Below are 14277 nucleotides of genomic sequence, written 5' to 3'. Positions count from 1 at the left end.
CGCCAAGACAGGCGACAGCCTGGCGGTCGATCAGACGATCCTGGAACTGGAATAATCTGCGTCGCTTGCGCCGCGCGTAGGCGAACGTATATCGAACACATGGCTCAACTCGACGTCCGTCAGAAGCTCGAGATACTGGCGGACGCGGCCAAGTACGACGCGTCCTGCGCCTCGTCGGGCACCGCGAAGCGCAACAGCCGTGACGGCAAGGGGCTGGGCTCGACCGAGGGCATGGGCATCTGCCACGCCTATGCGCCCGATGGCCGGTGCATCTCGTTGCTCAAGATTCTGCTGACGAACAGCTGCATCTTCGATTGTCATTATTGCATCAATCGCAAGAGCAGCAACGTGCGCCGCGCGCGGTTCACGCCGGCGGAGGTCGTCAACCTGACGCTCTCCTTCTATCGGCGCAATTATATCGAGGGGCTGTTCCTCTCATCGGGCATCATCGCCTCGTCCGATTATACGATGGAGCAGATGGTGGAGGTCGCGCGGTCGTTGCGCGAGGATCATCACTTCCGCGGCTACATCCACCTGAAGACGATCCCCGACGCCGATCCGGCGCTGGTCCATCAGGCAGGGCTGTACGCGGACCGTCTATCGATCAACGTCGAGCTGCCGACCGCGGGCGGGTTGAAGCGGCTCGCGCCCGAGAAGGACGGCGCGCGGATCGAGGGGGCGATGGGCGACCTCAAGACGGCGATCGTCGACACGGCTGATGCGCGCAAGCGCTACAAGTCCGCGCCCCGCTTCGCACCCGCCGGCCAGTCGACGCAGATGATCGTCGGCGCGGATGCAGCGACGGACGGCGACATCATCGGCAAGGCGTCGCATCTCTACGATCGGTTCGGCTTGCGGCGGGTCTATTACTCGGCATTCAGTCCGATCCCGGATGCGTCCGCCGTCCTGCCGCTCCAGCGTCCGCCATTGATGCGCGAGCACCGGCTGTATCAGTCGGACTGGCTGATGCGCTTCTACGAATATCGGCCGGACGAGGTGGCGGCCGCAGCCGATCAGGCGACGGGCATGCTGCCGCTCGACATCGATCCCAAGCTCGCCTGGGCGCTCAAGTTCCGCGGCTCGTTCCCGGTCGACGTCAACCGTGCCCCGCGCGAGGCGCTGCTGCGCGTGCCGGGGCTGGGGGTGAAGGCGGTCGGCTCGATCCTCGCGGCGCGGCGCTGGCGGCGGCTGCGGCTGGACGACGTCGCGCGGCTGACGGTGTCGGTCGCGAAGGTGCGGCCGTTCATCGTCGCGGAGGACTGGCGGCCGGTGGTGCTGGCGGACAAGGCCGAACTAAGGGCAGAACTCAGGCCGATCGTTGCGCCCAGGAAGGAACAGCTGGAGCTCTTCGCCGCCTGACGTACGCCATCGCGCCTTGCACGCCCAATGCGATCGACAGCAGCAGGAAAGGCGTCAGCACCTCGCGGTGCCGCTCGCTGAACTCGAACGGCAGGCCGAACACCAGCAGTTGCGCGACGATCGTCAGGATCAAGGCTGTCAGAGTCGGCCGCCGCCGCACCAGCAGGCTTACCGCCCCGGCCGCCAGCAGCACGAACTGCGATCCGTGCGCGAGCGGCAGCAGCGTCGCCGTCAGGCCGGGCGCAAGTCCGGGCCGCATCGCCGCCAGCCGCGTGATCGCGAATTGGCCGACGCCCGCCGCGCGCAGGAACTTGGCGACCGTGAGGTGCGCCACGCCCGCCGGATGGTGGATCATCCAGTCGATCGCCAGCCTGCCGGCGGCGCGCGAGCAGGCGAGCTCCGGCAGGCCGACGAGCGCGGCGGGATAGGGCATCCAGTTGCCGGTAGCACCGGGGTTCTCGCCGACCCACAGCGACAGGCCGCCGACGCTGGTGAGCGGCACGAAGGCATGAAACAGCCGCCAATTGCGCACCCACCACGGCATCATCACCGCCGCCGCCACCAGCGCGCCGACCGCCGCCAGCCCGGCAAACCGCCGCCAACCGAGCCGTGGCGCCATCGCGAGCCCGAACAGCGCCGCCATCGCCGCCATCCCCGGCTGCGTCAGCGCGAGCAGCCCCGCGGGCAGACCGATGCGCAGCGCCGCCCGCCAGTCGACCCACTCCGCGCCCACCCAGCCATGCGCCAGCGCGAGCACCGCGACGAGTTCGAGGCTCTCCTTCTGCGCGAGCGGGGCGTTGAACAGCACCGACGGCCAGATGAGGTACAGCGCCGCAGCCGCGCGGCCGGCGCGCGCCGCGCCTATCCGCCGCCCGAGGCTCGCGATCATCGCCGCCGCCAGCGCGTCGAGCAGGGTCGAGAGCGTCAGCACCGCGACCGGCGACAGACCCGCGATCGCGCTCCAGCCGGCGAGGAGCACCGGATAGGCCGGCGGGAACTCCGCATAGACGCGCGTGCCCATCGCCGGATCGTCGAGGAACAGACCCTGACCCGAGAGCAAGTGCCGCGCGAGTTCCAGATACCAGTGCGGATCGCCCGGCGACTCGCGCCCCGCCACGAGGGTCAGGCTGGCGAGGCGGAACGCGATCGCGACGATCGCGAACCCCGCCCAGCCCACACGACCTGGATCGCGCACCGCCGTCGCCGCTGCCCACGCCGCCGCCGCAACCCAGACAGCGAGCAGTACGAGGCCAGCCGGCGCGATCCCCCACCGCTCCGCCAGCCCTGGAGCCGACCAGCAGGCGTAGAGCGCAAGCCCCGCGAACAGCGCGGACAGTGCAATGGCGCCAGCGGGGGCAGCGGCGGAAGCACGGCGTTCGATCCGGGGCGGGGCGTCGACCATGGGTCGCCTTGTACAGCAGCACGCCCGTGCATCCGAGCGGCTGCGTCGGCCTGTTTAACCAGAGCACGTCCCTTGCCGGGGCGGCGATCCGTCGTTGCGTCCCCCCTGCCGCCCACGAAGCGGCTGTGTCATGGCTTCCGCATGTTCAGTTACTCAAGTCCCATCACATTCCACCACGCCGAGTCGCGCAAGGTGGCGGCATGAGGGTCGTCGCGCTTGCCGAGCCCGACGATTTCGACGGCTGGCGCGATGCGGCGCGGGCGCTTGCGGCGGAAGGCGTGCCGGCGGACGACGTCGTCTGGCAGGTCGGCGATGCACCGACGGACCTGTTCGCGGGCGAGGCGAACGCACGCGCGACCGCCGGGCCGCCCGCGGCAGGCGCCGCGGGATCGGTATCCCGCCTGTTCATCGACACCGCGCGATCGGCGGTGCTGGCGAGCGATCCTGAGCGGTTCGCGCTGTTGTACACCGCGCTCGTGCGGCTCCGCACCCAGCCCAAGCTGATGGACGACCATGCCGATCCGCTCGTCCGCCGGCTGGAGGGGCTGGCCAAGACGGTGCGCCGCGACATCCACAAGATGCGCGCGTTCGTGCGTTTTCGCGAAGCTCCCGAGGAGGACGGCGAGACCCGTTACGTCGCGTGGTTCGAGCCCGAGCATCATATCGTGCGCGCCAACGCGGCCTTCTTCGTCAATCGCTTTGCCAGCATGCGCTGGTCGATCCTGACGCCGGCGGTGTCGCTTCACTGGGACGGCCAGGCACTGAGCGAGGGCCCGGGCGCGAGCAAGGCCGACGCCCCCGAAGGCGACCCGATCGAGGCGGTGTGGAAGACCTATTACGCCTCCATCTTCAATCCCGCCCGGCTGAAGGTCGGCGCGATGCTGAAGGAGATGCCGCGCAAATACTGGAAAAACATGCCCGAGACCGCGTTGGTGTCCGAACTGATCGCAGGCGCGCGAGCACGGGAGCTGGGTATGATCGAAACGGCACAGACCGCGCAGGCGGCGGACACGAGGGACGGCATCGGCGGCAATGCGCAGGCCGCATGGGAGGCGCTGCGCGAGGAGGCGCGCGGTTGCACCCGCTGTCACCTGTACAAGCCCGCGACGCAGACCGTGTTCGGCGAGGGGCCGGTCGGCGCGCCGCTGATGTTCGTGGGCGAGCAGCCCGGCGACAACGAGGATCTGCAGGGCCGTCCGTTCATCGGCCCCGCCGGCCAGATGTTCGATCGCGCGCTGGCGGAGGCGGGCATCCCGCGCGCCGACGCCTATGTCACCAATGCGGTCAAGCACTTCAAGTTCGAGCCCCGCGGCAAGCGCCGCATCCACGCGAAGCCTGACGCCGGCGAGATCGACGCGTGCCGCTGGTGGATCGACCAGGAGCGCATGCTGCTGCGCCCCAAGGTGACGGTGGCGCTGGGCGCGACCGCGGCACGCTCGCTGATGGGCCGGGTGGTGACGATCGGCAAGGAACGCGGCCGCGCGATCACCTTGCCTGGCAGCACGGAGACGGGTGGCGGCGGGCAGGCGTGGATCACCGTCCACCCGAGCTTCCTCCTGCGCATCCCGGAGCCCGACCGGGCGGCGGAGGAATATGCCCGGTTCGTCGCCGACCTGCGGCTGGTGAAGGATGCATTGGCGACGAGTTGATGCATGGCAGCGGCGACAAGCGTGAAAGGTATCGGACGACTGATCTATCGCAATAATATAGTTCCATCATAGGTTAGTACGATCGTCGACCGAGTGTGCAGGAGGGCCGCCGGCCACGCCGCCGAAGTACGTGCTGACCGTGAGGAATATCGACGTGAAGAATCCCTGGGCGCTGAAGATGGAGCAGTTCACGAGATTCAGTACGGACGAGCGGGGCCGGCTCGATCTGCTCATCTCCGCCAAGCAGCGGTCGCATGCCGCGGGGAAGGATATCATCCCCCAGGGCAGCCACTCGAACCACTGCCACGTGCTGCTGACCGGCATCGCCTGCCGGTACACCATGCTGCCCGACGGCGAGCGCCAGATCATGGCGTTCCTGGTGCCGGGTGACCTGTGCGACGCCGAGATCTTCGTGTTGAACCGGATGGATCACAGCGTCGCGGCGATCTCGGCCAGTACCACGGCGATGATCCATGCCGACGAGATGAAGAAGACGCTGCGCGAGGTGTCGCCGGTGGCGGAGGCTGTGGTGGGGCACGATGGTCGATCTGGGCGTGCTGCGCGAGCGGATCGTCGATCTCGGCCGCCGCGATGCGACCGAACGTCTGGCGCACCTGCTTTACGAAATGCTGGTCCGATATAGCGTGGTCGGCGAAGCGGACGATCTCGCCTTCGACTTTCCGATGACGCAGAACGACCTTGCCGATGCGACCGGGCTGACGCCGTCGCACATCAACCGCATCCTCCAGCGGTTCCGCGAAGACGGGTTGATCGAATTGCGCAGCCGGACGCTGACCGTCACCAACCCGACCAGATTGCGCGAGATCGCGCAGTTCGACGCCAAATACCTGCATCTGGAACGCAGCGAGTCCGGCGATCCGGATGTGGTCGACAGGGTCGGTAAACTGATCAAGCCATTGTCATCGCTGTCATTCATCAAACGATCCTGAACACTCGTTCATCCAGATCAAGTGGGTATCCGCAGACAAGTGGTTACCCGGTACGGGGTACGACGATAACATTGATTTTCCTCAAGAAGATTTGTCGGAAACCTGCATTGGTGCAGTGTGGCGACTTTGGATCAGTTTAAGACATGGATCGTCACATGACGGTGTCCTTGGGGCGCATGTGGTTGATGGCTTGGTAGCCTCACCTCGGAGTCGATCCGGAGAGTTCCAATGGCCGATGACTGGCTCAACTATCGTCGTCGCCGCACCGAAACGGAGCTGAAACGGGCATCCTTGGCCATCCGCTCGCAGAGGGTCGCCGCCCGTTACCAGCCTGCCGACCGGTGTCCTGAAAACGTCGAGACAATGCTGGCCGGTGCGAGGTGCGATCATGCTTGAGGCCCTCAAACCGATCGTCATCCCGCCCGCCCTGCGGTCGGCTCGTCCCACGCTCGCCGGAGCACGGCTCGGCACCTCGTCGCTACTGTCCCGCGAGGAACGCGAGGCGCTGGAACATGCCTCGTCGATGGGGCGCGCCGTCCGGTGCGGATCCGATCTCGTGAATGAGGAGGAGGTGCCCGATCGCGTCTTCATCATCCTCGAAGGATGGGGTTGCCGCTATCACACCTCGCGCGACGGCCGGCGGCAGATATCGGGCTTCCTGGTGCCGGGCGACACCGCCAACATCGATGTCCTGGGCCTCGCCAAGGGCGGCTATGGCATCCGCGCGCTGACCGAGATGCGCGTCCTGGTGATCCCCCGCGATCGGGCGCTGGCGCTTGCCGCCGCGCATACCGGCATCGCCAGCACCTTCCTCTTCATCGCGCTGTCGGATGCGGCGATGCACCGGCAGTGGACGTTCTGCATCGGCCGTCTGTCGGCGCGCCAGCGGCTGGCGCATGTGCTCTGCGAATTGAGCGCCCGCCTGGGCCGCGAGGAATCGAACCAGAGCCAGTTCCAGCTGCCCGTGACGCAGGAGGTGTTCGCCGACGCGCTGGGCCTCACCTCGGTTCACGTGAACCGCACGATGCGTCAGCTCCACAAGGACGGGCTGATCTCGAAGAGCAATCGTGCCGTCCGGATCCCCGACGTGCGCAGCCTGCGCAACGTCGGCGAGTTCGATCCGAGCTACCTCAATTTCCACGCCCCCGACTGGACCCGCACGGCGGCGTTCATCCCGCAGGCCTGAGACCGGCCTGCTGCGAGCAGGCAGCGCCGACGGTCAGCCGAAGATCGCCGGATCGGGTCCCAGCCGTCCGTCCGCCGAGTCCAACGCGTCGATCGCGGCGAGGTCCTCCGCGCTCAGCGTCAGGTCCAACGCGGCGAAATTGTCGGACAGATGCTCGCGGTCGCTGGCCTTGGGGATCACGGAGAAGCCGTGCGCCAGATGCCAGGCGATCACCACCTGCGCCGGGCTGCGGCCGTGCGCTCCCGCGATCCGTACGATCACATCGTGCTTCAGCAGATCCTTGCCCTGGCCGATCGGGCTCCAGCTCTGCGTCACGATGCCATGCGCCTCGTGGTAGGCACGGGCCTCACGCTGCTGGAACTTGGGGTGCAGCTCGATCTGGTTGACAGCAGGCGTCACGCCGGTTGCCGCCAGGATGCGGTCGAGATGGTCGGGCAGGAAGTTGGACACGCCGATCGAGCGCGCCTTGCCCGCGTCCCGAAGGCCGATCATCGCCCGCCATGCATCGAGGTACCGGTCCTGCGCCGGCACCGGCCAGTGCATTAGATACAGATCGACCGCGTCGAGCCCGAGCAGCGCCAGGCTCTCGTCGAGCGCGGCTTCGACATCGCCCTGCCGGTCGTTCCACAACTTTGTGGTGATCCAGACATCGGCGTCCTTGATCCCGTCGCCGACGCCCAGTTCGTTGCCATAGATGGCGGCGGTGTCGACCAACTCGAATCCGAGGTCCAGCCCGGTGCGGACGATCGCCGCCGCCTGCGCATCCTTGATCTGCCAGGTGCCCATGCCGAGCTGCGGCATCGAGCGGCCGTCGTTGAGGGTGAGGTTCGCCATGGTTTTCCGAACCCGCCGTGCCCCGGGCCGGTTCCCATCCGCGCCCGGCTTGGCTAGGACAGGGCATGATCGAACGCGTCATCGGCTGGCTCGCCGGCATCATCACCGGCGTGATCGCCGCCGGCGGCTATCCGGGCCTTGCGCTGCTGATGGCGATCGAGAGCGCGTGCGTGCCGCTGCCGTCGGAGGTGATCATGCCGTTCGCGGGCTATCTGGTCTCGACCGGCCATTTCTCGCTGATCGGCGCGGCGACGGCGGGGGCGATCGGGTGCAATCTGGGCTCGGTCGTCGGTTACGAGATTGGCAGGCGTGGCGGTCGGCCGCTGGCGATGCGGTACGGCCGCTGGCTGCTGATCGGGCCGGGCGAGCTCGACGCCGCGGACCGCTTCTTCGCGCGCTTCGGCGGCCCGGCGGTGTTGATCGGGCGACTGTTACCGGTGATCCGCTCGTTCATCGCCTTTCCCGCCGGCGTCGCGCGGATGCGGCTAGTGCCGTTCCACGTCTATACGTTCGTCGGATCGTGGCCTTGGTGCTTCGGCCTCGCCTGGGTGGGGATGAGGCTGGGCGACCGGTGGAACAGTGACCCCAGGCTCAAGGCCTGGTTCCATCGGGCGGACGCGCTGATCGCGGCGGTGCTGGTGATCCTGGTGGCGGGCTATGTGTGGCACCGGGTGCGGGGCAGGCGTAAAGAGACTTAAAAGCGGGCTACCCGAACAGCCATCGGCCCATCAATCGCCCGAACGGGAAGGTGAAGAAGCCGGCGATCAGGATCGCGCCGGTCACGACGCCACGCACCGCGCGGCGATGGGCCTCCACCCGATGGTGCGCGGCCGTCCACCACAGGCGCGGGACGAACAGCAGCACCCAGATCGACAGCAGATGGATCCAGCTCCAGTGGCCCGGATGGACCACCCGGATGCCCAGCGTCATCGCCGCGGTGCCGATCATCGCCACTGACCAGACGCGGCCAAGTTTATGGTGCCGCCGATCCCCGCGCCGGCCGAGCAGGATCACCGGCGTCAATCCGGTCGCGAACAGGACAGTGGCGAGGTGCAGCCAGATCAGTGCCGGTATCCGGTTCCATTCCGGCCGACCCCGGCCGATCGCAACCAACGCCACCGCGAACAACGTGAGCGAAGCCCAGGCCAGAACCCGCTCATAGGCATCCGATCCGATCGGACGAGGCCGAACGCCGGGAGTTGTCAGCTGAGTGTCGTCAACATCCGCCGCCGCCGTGCCTGCCATCTTCAAACCTCCGGACGCGCAGCATGACGCGCCCGCGGCTGGAATCAATACCCCGTCAAGTCCGGCGTCGCGTCCTTCGCGCGGGCCTTTGCTTCCGCCTTGGCGATGTGCGTCTGCTGCATGGTGCAGCCCAGCGCGCCGCCTGCGCCGACGGCGGTGCAACTGCCTATGCCGTCATTGCCGGCGGTCATCGCCAGCGACTGGTTCTTGGCCCAGCTCTCGTTCTGCGGCGTGATCTTGAACTCGCGCAGGCCCTTAGGAATGCGGAACTGCTCGGACGCGCCCTGGCGGACGCACACCACCACCTCGGAGCCGGTCGAGTCGGTCGGACAGCGCTGGTTGCCGTAGAGCGTCAGGACGCCGTTGATCGGCGCCTCGTGACTTACCTCAGGCGGCGGCGCGGCGACGGTGCGGATCGGGGGGGCGCTCGGGTTGGTCGGGCCGATGCTCTGCGCAGCGGCCGGAGCGGCGGCGAAGACCAGCGCGGTCATCGGAAGCAAGCGGTTGAAAACCATTCCTCTGTCCTCTTCAGATCCGCTGCGACGTGGCGATCGCCACGCGGCAGCCCAGCCGGATCACCGCGCTCATCAGCGGGTAGGCGGGCGCCCGCTCGGCGCCATGGGCGAGCGCGGTGTCGCGATGCTCCAGCTCCTCGGCCTGAAACTCCGTGATCGCCTCGCTCAGCTCGGGGTCGGCGTCGCCCAGTTCTACGAGCTGATCGGCGTAATGCTTGTCGATCTCGGTCTCGACGGCGGCGGTGCAGGCCATCGCCGCTTCCGGGCCGATCGCGGCGGTGACGGCGCCCAGCGCGAAGCCGGCGACGTTCCAGAACGGCGACAGCAACGTCGGGCGCACCCGCCGTTCGGCGAGCTGCCGGTCGAAATACGCGCGGTGCTTCTCCTCCTGCAGCGCCATCCCGGCGATCTCGCGCGCTATCGGGTGCCGGTCGCCCATGATCGCGAGCTGTCCGGCATAGATGCGGATCGCGCCGAACTCGCCCGCCTGGTCGACGCGGATTATCGGCGCGGTCGCGGGGCGGCGGTCGCCGGGCTTCCAGCTGGTCGTGGTGCTCATCGCGTTGTCCTTGGTCGAAGCAGCCAGCCGATCGCGGCGGCCCCCGCCAGCGAGAAGATCGCGTTCCAGCCGGCGAGCGAAATGCCGGCCAGCCGCCACTGCGCCGCATCGCAGCGGATCACCGGTGCGGCCATGATCTGGCGCAGCATCTCGTCCGCTGACAGCCCCTTGGCGACCGTGGAGGTGCAGGCGGTGAAGCCGTTCCACCAGTGATATTCGACGCCGGCATGAATCACGCCGATCGCACCCGACGCGGCGATCGCCACGCCCGCCAGCGCCACCAGCGCGCGCCTGGGCAGGGCGAAGGCGAGCAGCGCGAGCGCCAGCGCGCCGTAATGCGGCCACCGCTGCCAATGGCACATCTCGCACGGCACCAGCCCGCCGATGAGCTGTGATCCCCAGGCCCCCGCCAGTAACGCGGCGGGCAGCAGCAGCGCGACCCAGCGGGCGGCACGGAACCGCGCGCCGGTGTCGCTGTCGATCGATGCGCGCGGCAGCGACGCCATGTCGTTCATCGCCGCACCCGATGCGCGGCCGCGGCCGCCGCGGCGACTTGCGGCGCAGGCGCGGCACCGGCCGGCGCGAGCCGATTGAGCGTCTTCAGCGCGTACCAGAGCTGGAAATCGTCGATCCCCTGCTTCTTCAGGCCGTCGGCCGTGGCGGCGAAGCGCGGATCGGCCTTGGTATCCTCCTCCAGCGCCTTGTCGTCCGCCTTCACCTCGTTGATGAGGTGGCGCTGAAGGTCCGCCTCGCGGAAGCTCGGCCGCGACTTGTAGTCGGGATCGTTGAGCTCCGGCACCGCGACGTCGGGCGCGATGCCGCCTTCCTGCACCGATCGGCCGGACGGCGTGTAATAGCGCGCGGTGGTGAGGCGCAGCGCCGTCTCCGGGCCGAGCGGGATCAGCGTCTGCACCGATCCCTTGCCGAACGACCGCTCGCCCATGATGAGCGCGCGGTGCTGGTCCTGCAGCGCGCCGGCGACGATCTCGCTGGCGGACGCGGTGCCCTGGTTGACGAGCACGATGACCGGCACGCCGTGGGCGTCATCGCCAGGGCGGGCGTAGTAACGCTCGATGTCGCTCTTCTCGCGCCCGCGCTGCGAGACGATCTCGCCATGATCGAGGAACGCGTCGCTGACCGCGATCGCCTGTGTCAGCAGCCCGCCGCCATTGTCGCGCAGGTCGACGACATAGCCCAGCGGATCGTGGCCGAGCGATTTCTGCACGCCCATGATCGCCGCGCGCGTATCGGCGCCCGTGTTCTCGGAAAAGGTGGTAATGTCGATATAGCCGACCTGGCCCTTCACCTCCCACTTCACCGGTTTCTGCGTGATGACCTCGCGCGTCAGCACGAGGTCGATCGGCTTGTCGCGGCCGGGGCGCACGATGGTCAGCGCGACCTTGCTGCCCGCCTTGCCGCGCATCGTTCCGATCGCCTCGTCCAGCGTCTGGCCGTAGATCAGCTTGCCGTCGATGTGGGTGATGTAGTCGCCCGACTTGATCCCTGCGCGACTCGCTGGCGTGCCCTGCTGCGGGCTCATCACCTTGATCGCGCCGTCCTCCATCGTGACGGAGAGGCCGAGGCCGCCGTAATTGCCCTCCGTCATGATCTTGAGGTTGTCGAAGTCGAGCGCGTCCTCATAGGCCGAATGTGGGTCGAGGCTGGCGAGCATGCCCTGGATCGCGCCCTTGATGAGCTTGTCGTCGTTCACCTTGTCGACATAGTCTGCCTTGACGCGATTGTAGACGTCGAGGAACTTGTCCATCTCGCGATAGGTGTTGGTGTCGACCGCCGCCATTCCCGCGGTCGCGGCTGGGATCAACGCGAGCGTGGCCACCAGCGCGGTGGCGGGAACGAGATTGCGGACTAAGCTGCGGGGCATCAGAGGTCTTTAGCGGATTTCCTGTGTGCCTCCAAGCAGCCGGCCGGTGAACCGCGGGTGTACGCTCGCGAGGCTAGCGCACCGTCTCCGCCATCTCGACGGCCGCCGGTGCCGTCCGACGGGCGGCGCGAACCATGATGAAGCTGCCCGACCAGCTGCCGGGGATCGACCAGCGGCCGGTGATCTCGTCGCCGTCGGGCGACAGCGTGCCCTCATACCGGACGGGATCGGCCGCCCGAGCCAGCGCGTCGTACCGCTTGGTGAACGCCACTGCCGTGCCCGATCGGGTGCCGACGATCAGCGCGTGGAGCGTGAGGCCCGCCTGGTCCGCATCGCCGCGCTCCTCCGTCTCGCCCGTGATCGCTCCCGCGGCGTCGCGCAGCTCAGCGCGGAAGTCGCCAGGCGGGAGCCCGCGCGGATAGTTGAAGATGCCCTCCCACGCGCCGGTCAGGTCGAGCGGGTCGCTCATCGTCCCGTCTCGCGCGCTTCCTCCATCAGCAGGACCGGCACGCCGTCGCGGATCGGATAGGCGAGCCCGGCGGCATCCGACACGAGCTCGCCTGCGGCTTCGTCGAGGCGCAGGGGCGTGCGCGTGATTGGGCAGACCAGCCGTTCGAGGAGCCAGGGATCGATCACGGCTCGCGCGGCCTGGGCGGGGCGGCCGCCGCCCGTGTCACGGTCAGGTGCTCGGCCCCGATCCGCTGCTGCGTGTCGATCTGTTCAGTCGCGGCTACCTTCGACGGCTCGAACAGGTTGGCGAAGAACAGCCACACCATCGTTAAAGCGCCCTGCTTGCGGCTGCCCCTGCGCCGCCGCGTCACTGCAACGTGACCCGATCCTCGCCGTCGTGACGGCCGAAGAACTGAAGCAACTGCACGATCAACTCGGCGCGATCCTCCAGGCTCGGCGCCTCCAGCAGCGCCTGTTTGGCGGCGGCGTCGAACGGGGCGATCTGGGCGATGCCGTTGACGAAGGCGGTGTCGTCCAGCCGCGCGACCGACTCCCAGTCGACCTGATATCCCTGCGCGGCCGCGAACCGGCGCGATTCGAGTTCCAGCGACGACCGCATCGCGAGCGCCAGCGGCTCGTCCGCGGGAACCGGCAGCAACTCGGCCTCGACCTGACGGAATTGCGTTGCCACCTCCAGCTCGCGCACGACGCGGAACAGCGACAGGCCCTCAAGAATGAGGTTGTAGCGTCCATCCTCCATCGCCTCCACCTCGGCTATCCGCCCGACGCAGCCCAGATCGAACAATGGCGGGCGCTGCGGGTCCTTCCCCGTCATCGGCCGCGGCTGGATCATCCCGATCCGCCGATCGCGCGCCACCGCATCCGACACCATCGCACGGTAGCGCGGCTCGAAGATGTGCAGCGGCAGGTGCATGCCCGGGAACAGCAGCGCGCCCGGTAGCGGGAAGATCGACAGCCGCGTGGAGGCGCCGGCGGTGGACTGGGCGGCGCTCATCCGAACAGGATCGCGGACAGGCGGCGGCGCTGCTGCGACACCCAGGGGTCCATCAGGCCGACGACCTCGAACAGCTTGAGCAACTGCGCACGCGCCGCGCCGTCGTTCCACTCGCGATCGTCCTTCACCATCGCGAGCAATGTATCGGCCGCCACATCACGCTCGCCCGCCGCGACCTGGCCGTTGGCAAGCTCGAAGCGCAGCTCCATGTTCGACGGATCGGCCGCGACCTTCGCCTCCAGCGCCGCGAGATCGCCGACCGGTTGCGCCGTCTTCGCCAGCGCCAGCGCAGACTGCGCACGGGTGACTTCGGGCAGTTTCGCCAATTCCGGCGGCAACGCCGCGATCGTCGCCTCCGCCTCGTCCGTCAGCCCCGCCGCGACCAGCGCGCGGACGCGGCCGGACACGACCTGGGGATGGTCGGGTGCCATCTCGGCCAACTGGTCGAAGATGCCGAGCGCGCGTTCGGCGTCGCCTTCCGTCAGCACCGCCTCGCCCATCTCGATCAACGGCTCGAGTTCCGCTTCCTGATCGGCCGCGCCATCCTGCACCGGCAATTGCTTGAGCAACTGGTCCAGCGTCGCCTTCAGCTGCGACTCGCTCCGCGCGCTTGTGAGGTCCGCGACGAGCTGGCCCTGGAACATCGCATAGACGGTCGGGATCGACTTGATCTGGAATTGCTGGGCGATGAACTGGTTCTTGTCGGTATCGACCTTCGCCAGCACCACGCCCTTGTTGGCATAGGCGGCTGCGACTTTCTCCAGCAACGGCGTCAACGCCTTGCACGGTCCGCACCATTCGGCCCAGAAATCGATGATGACGAGCGCGGTCATCGACGGCTCGACGACGTCGCGGCGGAACTGCTCCACGGCGGCCTTGTCGGCGGCGGATAGCCCGAGGGTGGTGGCCAAGATCATGCTCCCTTGTGTACGTCTCTTATGTGGGCGCGCGGGCGCCCGCGCCAAGGGTTTTCGTTTGGGGCTTGCCGTTGGCGAAACCCCAAGCTAGTAGCGCGCCTCACCCGCACCCGGCCGCCGACGGCCGGGCCGCAGAACGCCAGAGCGGGCGTAGCTCAGGGGTAGAGCACGACCTTGCCAAGGTCGGGGTCGAGGGTTCGAATCCCTTCGCCCGCTCCAGCGACCAGGCCGACACGGCTCGTCGCTCCGCCGATCTCCCGCGCTTATGGTGACGACCGGACCTGCCGCGTCCGCCACGCGTTCTCGCAGCCTGC

General features: G+C 68.1%; 18 protein-coding genes and 1 tRNA gene. 7 read left to right on the top strand and 12 right to left on the bottom strand.

The window, feature by feature from the left end; genetic code table 11:
• Positions 1–99: 99 nt before the first annotated feature.
• Entirely contained in the window at positions 100–1359 is a 1260-nt protein-coding gene (locus ACFE65_RS01385) for a putative DNA modification/repair radical SAM protein (protein WP_375380524.1), read from the top strand.
• Here ACFE65_RS01385 and ACFE65_RS01380 read toward each other — a convergent pair.
• The gene (locus ACFE65_RS01380) at positions 1307–2761 is read right to left on the bottom strand and encodes a glycosyltransferase (protein WP_375380523.1); all 1455 of its coding nucleotides are present in this window, start codon (positions 2759–2761) and stop codon (positions 1307–1309) included. The genes ACFE65_RS01385 and ACFE65_RS01380 overlap by 53 nt on opposite strands.
• A 200-nt stretch (positions 2762–2961) precedes the next feature.
• Here ACFE65_RS01380 and ACFE65_RS01375 point away from each other — a divergent pair, with 200 nt between their 5' ends.
• From ACFE65_RS01375 to ACFE65_RS01360, 4 genes are all read left to right on the top strand, one after another.
• Entirely contained in the window at positions 2962–4410 is a 1449-nt protein-coding gene (locus ACFE65_RS01375) for a UdgX family uracil-DNA binding protein (protein ID WP_375380522.1), read from the top strand.
• Positions 4411–4540: 130 nt separating this feature from the next.
• Positions 4541–5053 carry a Crp/Fnr family transcriptional regulator gene (locus ACFE65_RS01370; protein ID WP_375380521.1) on the top strand — a complete coding sequence of 171 codons (513 nt, stop codon included), beginning with the start codon at positions 4541–4543 and terminating at the stop codon, positions 5051–5053.
• Complete coding sequence (locus tag ACFE65_RS01365; protein ID WP_375380520.1) at positions 4950–5360, top strand: Crp/Fnr family transcriptional regulator; 411 nt, start codon at positions 4950–4952, stop codon at positions 5358–5360. The genes ACFE65_RS01370 and ACFE65_RS01365 overlap by 104 nt, the downstream gene beginning before the upstream one ends.
• Before the next feature lie 388 nt (positions 5361–5748).
• A complete protein-coding gene (locus ACFE65_RS01360) occupies positions 5749–6546 on the top strand; it encodes a Crp/Fnr family transcriptional regulator (RefSeq protein ID WP_375380519.1) in 798 nt (265 codons plus the stop codon).
• Positions 6547–6579: 33 nt separating this feature from the next.
• On the opposite strand, the gene ACFE65_RS01355 is transcribed toward ACFE65_RS01360, so the two are convergent.
• Positions 6580–7380 carry an aldo/keto reductase gene (locus ACFE65_RS01355; protein ID WP_375380518.1) on the bottom strand — a complete coding sequence of 267 codons (801 nt, stop codon included), beginning with the start codon at positions 7378–7380 and terminating at the stop codon, positions 6580–6582.
• A 65-nt stretch (positions 7381–7445) separates the two neighbouring features.
• Between ACFE65_RS01355 and ACFE65_RS01350 the strand changes: the two genes are divergently transcribed.
• A complete protein-coding gene (locus ACFE65_RS01350) occupies positions 7446–8078 on the top strand; it encodes a DedA family protein (protein ID WP_375380517.1) in 633 nt (210 codons plus the stop codon).
• Positions 8079–8085: 7 nt separating this feature from the next.
• On the opposite strand, the gene ACFE65_RS01345 is transcribed toward ACFE65_RS01350, so the two are convergent.
• The 10 genes from ACFE65_RS01345 to ACFE65_RS01300 all read right to left on the bottom strand — a co-directional run bounded on the left by ACFE65_RS01345 (position 8086) and on the right by ACFE65_RS01300 (position 13963).
• Positions 8086–8625 carry a DUF2306 domain-containing protein gene (locus tag ACFE65_RS01345; protein WP_375380516.1) on the bottom strand — a complete coding sequence of 180 codons (540 nt, stop codon included), beginning with the start codon at positions 8623–8625 and terminating at the stop codon, positions 8086–8088.
• 44 nt (positions 8626–8669) lie between these two features.
• Complete coding sequence (locus tag ACFE65_RS01340; protein WP_375380515.1) at positions 8670–9140, bottom strand: hypothetical protein; 471 nt, start codon at positions 9138–9140, stop codon at positions 8670–8672.
• A gap of 13 nt (positions 9141–9153) precedes the next feature.
• The gene (locus ACFE65_RS01335) at positions 9154–9699 is read right to left on the bottom strand and encodes a demethoxyubiquinone hydroxylase family protein (protein ID WP_375380514.1); all 546 of its coding nucleotides are present in this window, start codon (positions 9697–9699) and stop codon (positions 9154–9156) included.
• Complete coding sequence (locus ACFE65_RS01330; RefSeq protein ID WP_375380542.1) at positions 9696–10205, bottom strand: disulfide bond formation protein B; 510 nt, start codon at positions 10203–10205, stop codon at positions 9696–9698. Before ACFE65_RS01330 ends, ACFE65_RS01335 begins: the two co-directional genes overlap by 4 nt.
• A gap of 5 nt (positions 10206–10210) precedes the next feature.
• A complete protein-coding gene (locus ACFE65_RS01325) occupies positions 10211–11581 on the bottom strand; it encodes a S41 family peptidase (RefSeq protein WP_375380513.1) in 1371 nt (456 codons plus the stop codon).
• Between the two features lie 73 nt (positions 11582–11654).
• Positions 11655–12050 (bottom strand): hypothetical protein, encoded by a 396-nt coding sequence (locus ACFE65_RS01320; protein WP_375380512.1) that lies wholly within the window; start codon positions 12048–12050, stop codon positions 11655–11657.
• Positions 12047–12217 carry a Trm112 family protein gene (locus tag ACFE65_RS01315; protein WP_375380511.1) on the bottom strand — a complete coding sequence of 57 codons (171 nt, stop codon included), beginning with the start codon at positions 12215–12217 and terminating at the stop codon, positions 12047–12049. The genes ACFE65_RS01320 and ACFE65_RS01315 overlap by 4 nt, the downstream gene beginning before the upstream one ends.
• Positions 12214–12357, bottom strand: coding sequence for a hypothetical protein (locus tag ACFE65_RS01310; protein WP_375380510.1), 144 nt, complete (start codon positions 12355–12357; stop codon positions 12214–12216). The genes ACFE65_RS01315 and ACFE65_RS01310 overlap by 4 nt, the downstream gene beginning before the upstream one ends.
• Positions 12358–12398: 41 nt before the next feature.
• Positions 12399–13046 carry an LON peptidase substrate-binding domain-containing protein gene (locus ACFE65_RS01305; protein ID WP_375380509.1) on the bottom strand — a complete coding sequence of 216 codons (648 nt, stop codon included), beginning with the start codon at positions 13044–13046 and terminating at the stop codon, positions 12399–12401.
• The gene (locus ACFE65_RS01300; RefSeq protein WP_375380508.1) at positions 13043–13963 is read right to left on the bottom strand and encodes a tetratricopeptide repeat protein; all 921 of its coding nucleotides are present in this window, start codon (positions 13961–13963) and stop codon (positions 13043–13045) included. The genes ACFE65_RS01305 and ACFE65_RS01300 overlap by 4 nt, the downstream gene beginning before the upstream one ends.
• Positions 13964–14107: 144 nt before the next feature.
• Between ACFE65_RS01300 and ACFE65_RS01295 the strand changes: the two genes are divergently transcribed.
• Positions 14108–14182, top strand: a tRNA-Gly gene (locus tag ACFE65_RS01295).
• Positions 14183–14277 lie beyond the last annotated feature (95 nt).

This window comes from uncultured Sphingomonas sp. (assembly GCF_964237335.1).
Classification (GTDB): domain Bacteria; phylum Pseudomonadota; class Alphaproteobacteria; order Sphingomonadales; family Sphingomonadaceae; genus Sphingomonas.
Note: the sequence above shows the minus strand (reverse complement) of the source record. Positions and strands in the feature narration are given on the sequence as shown.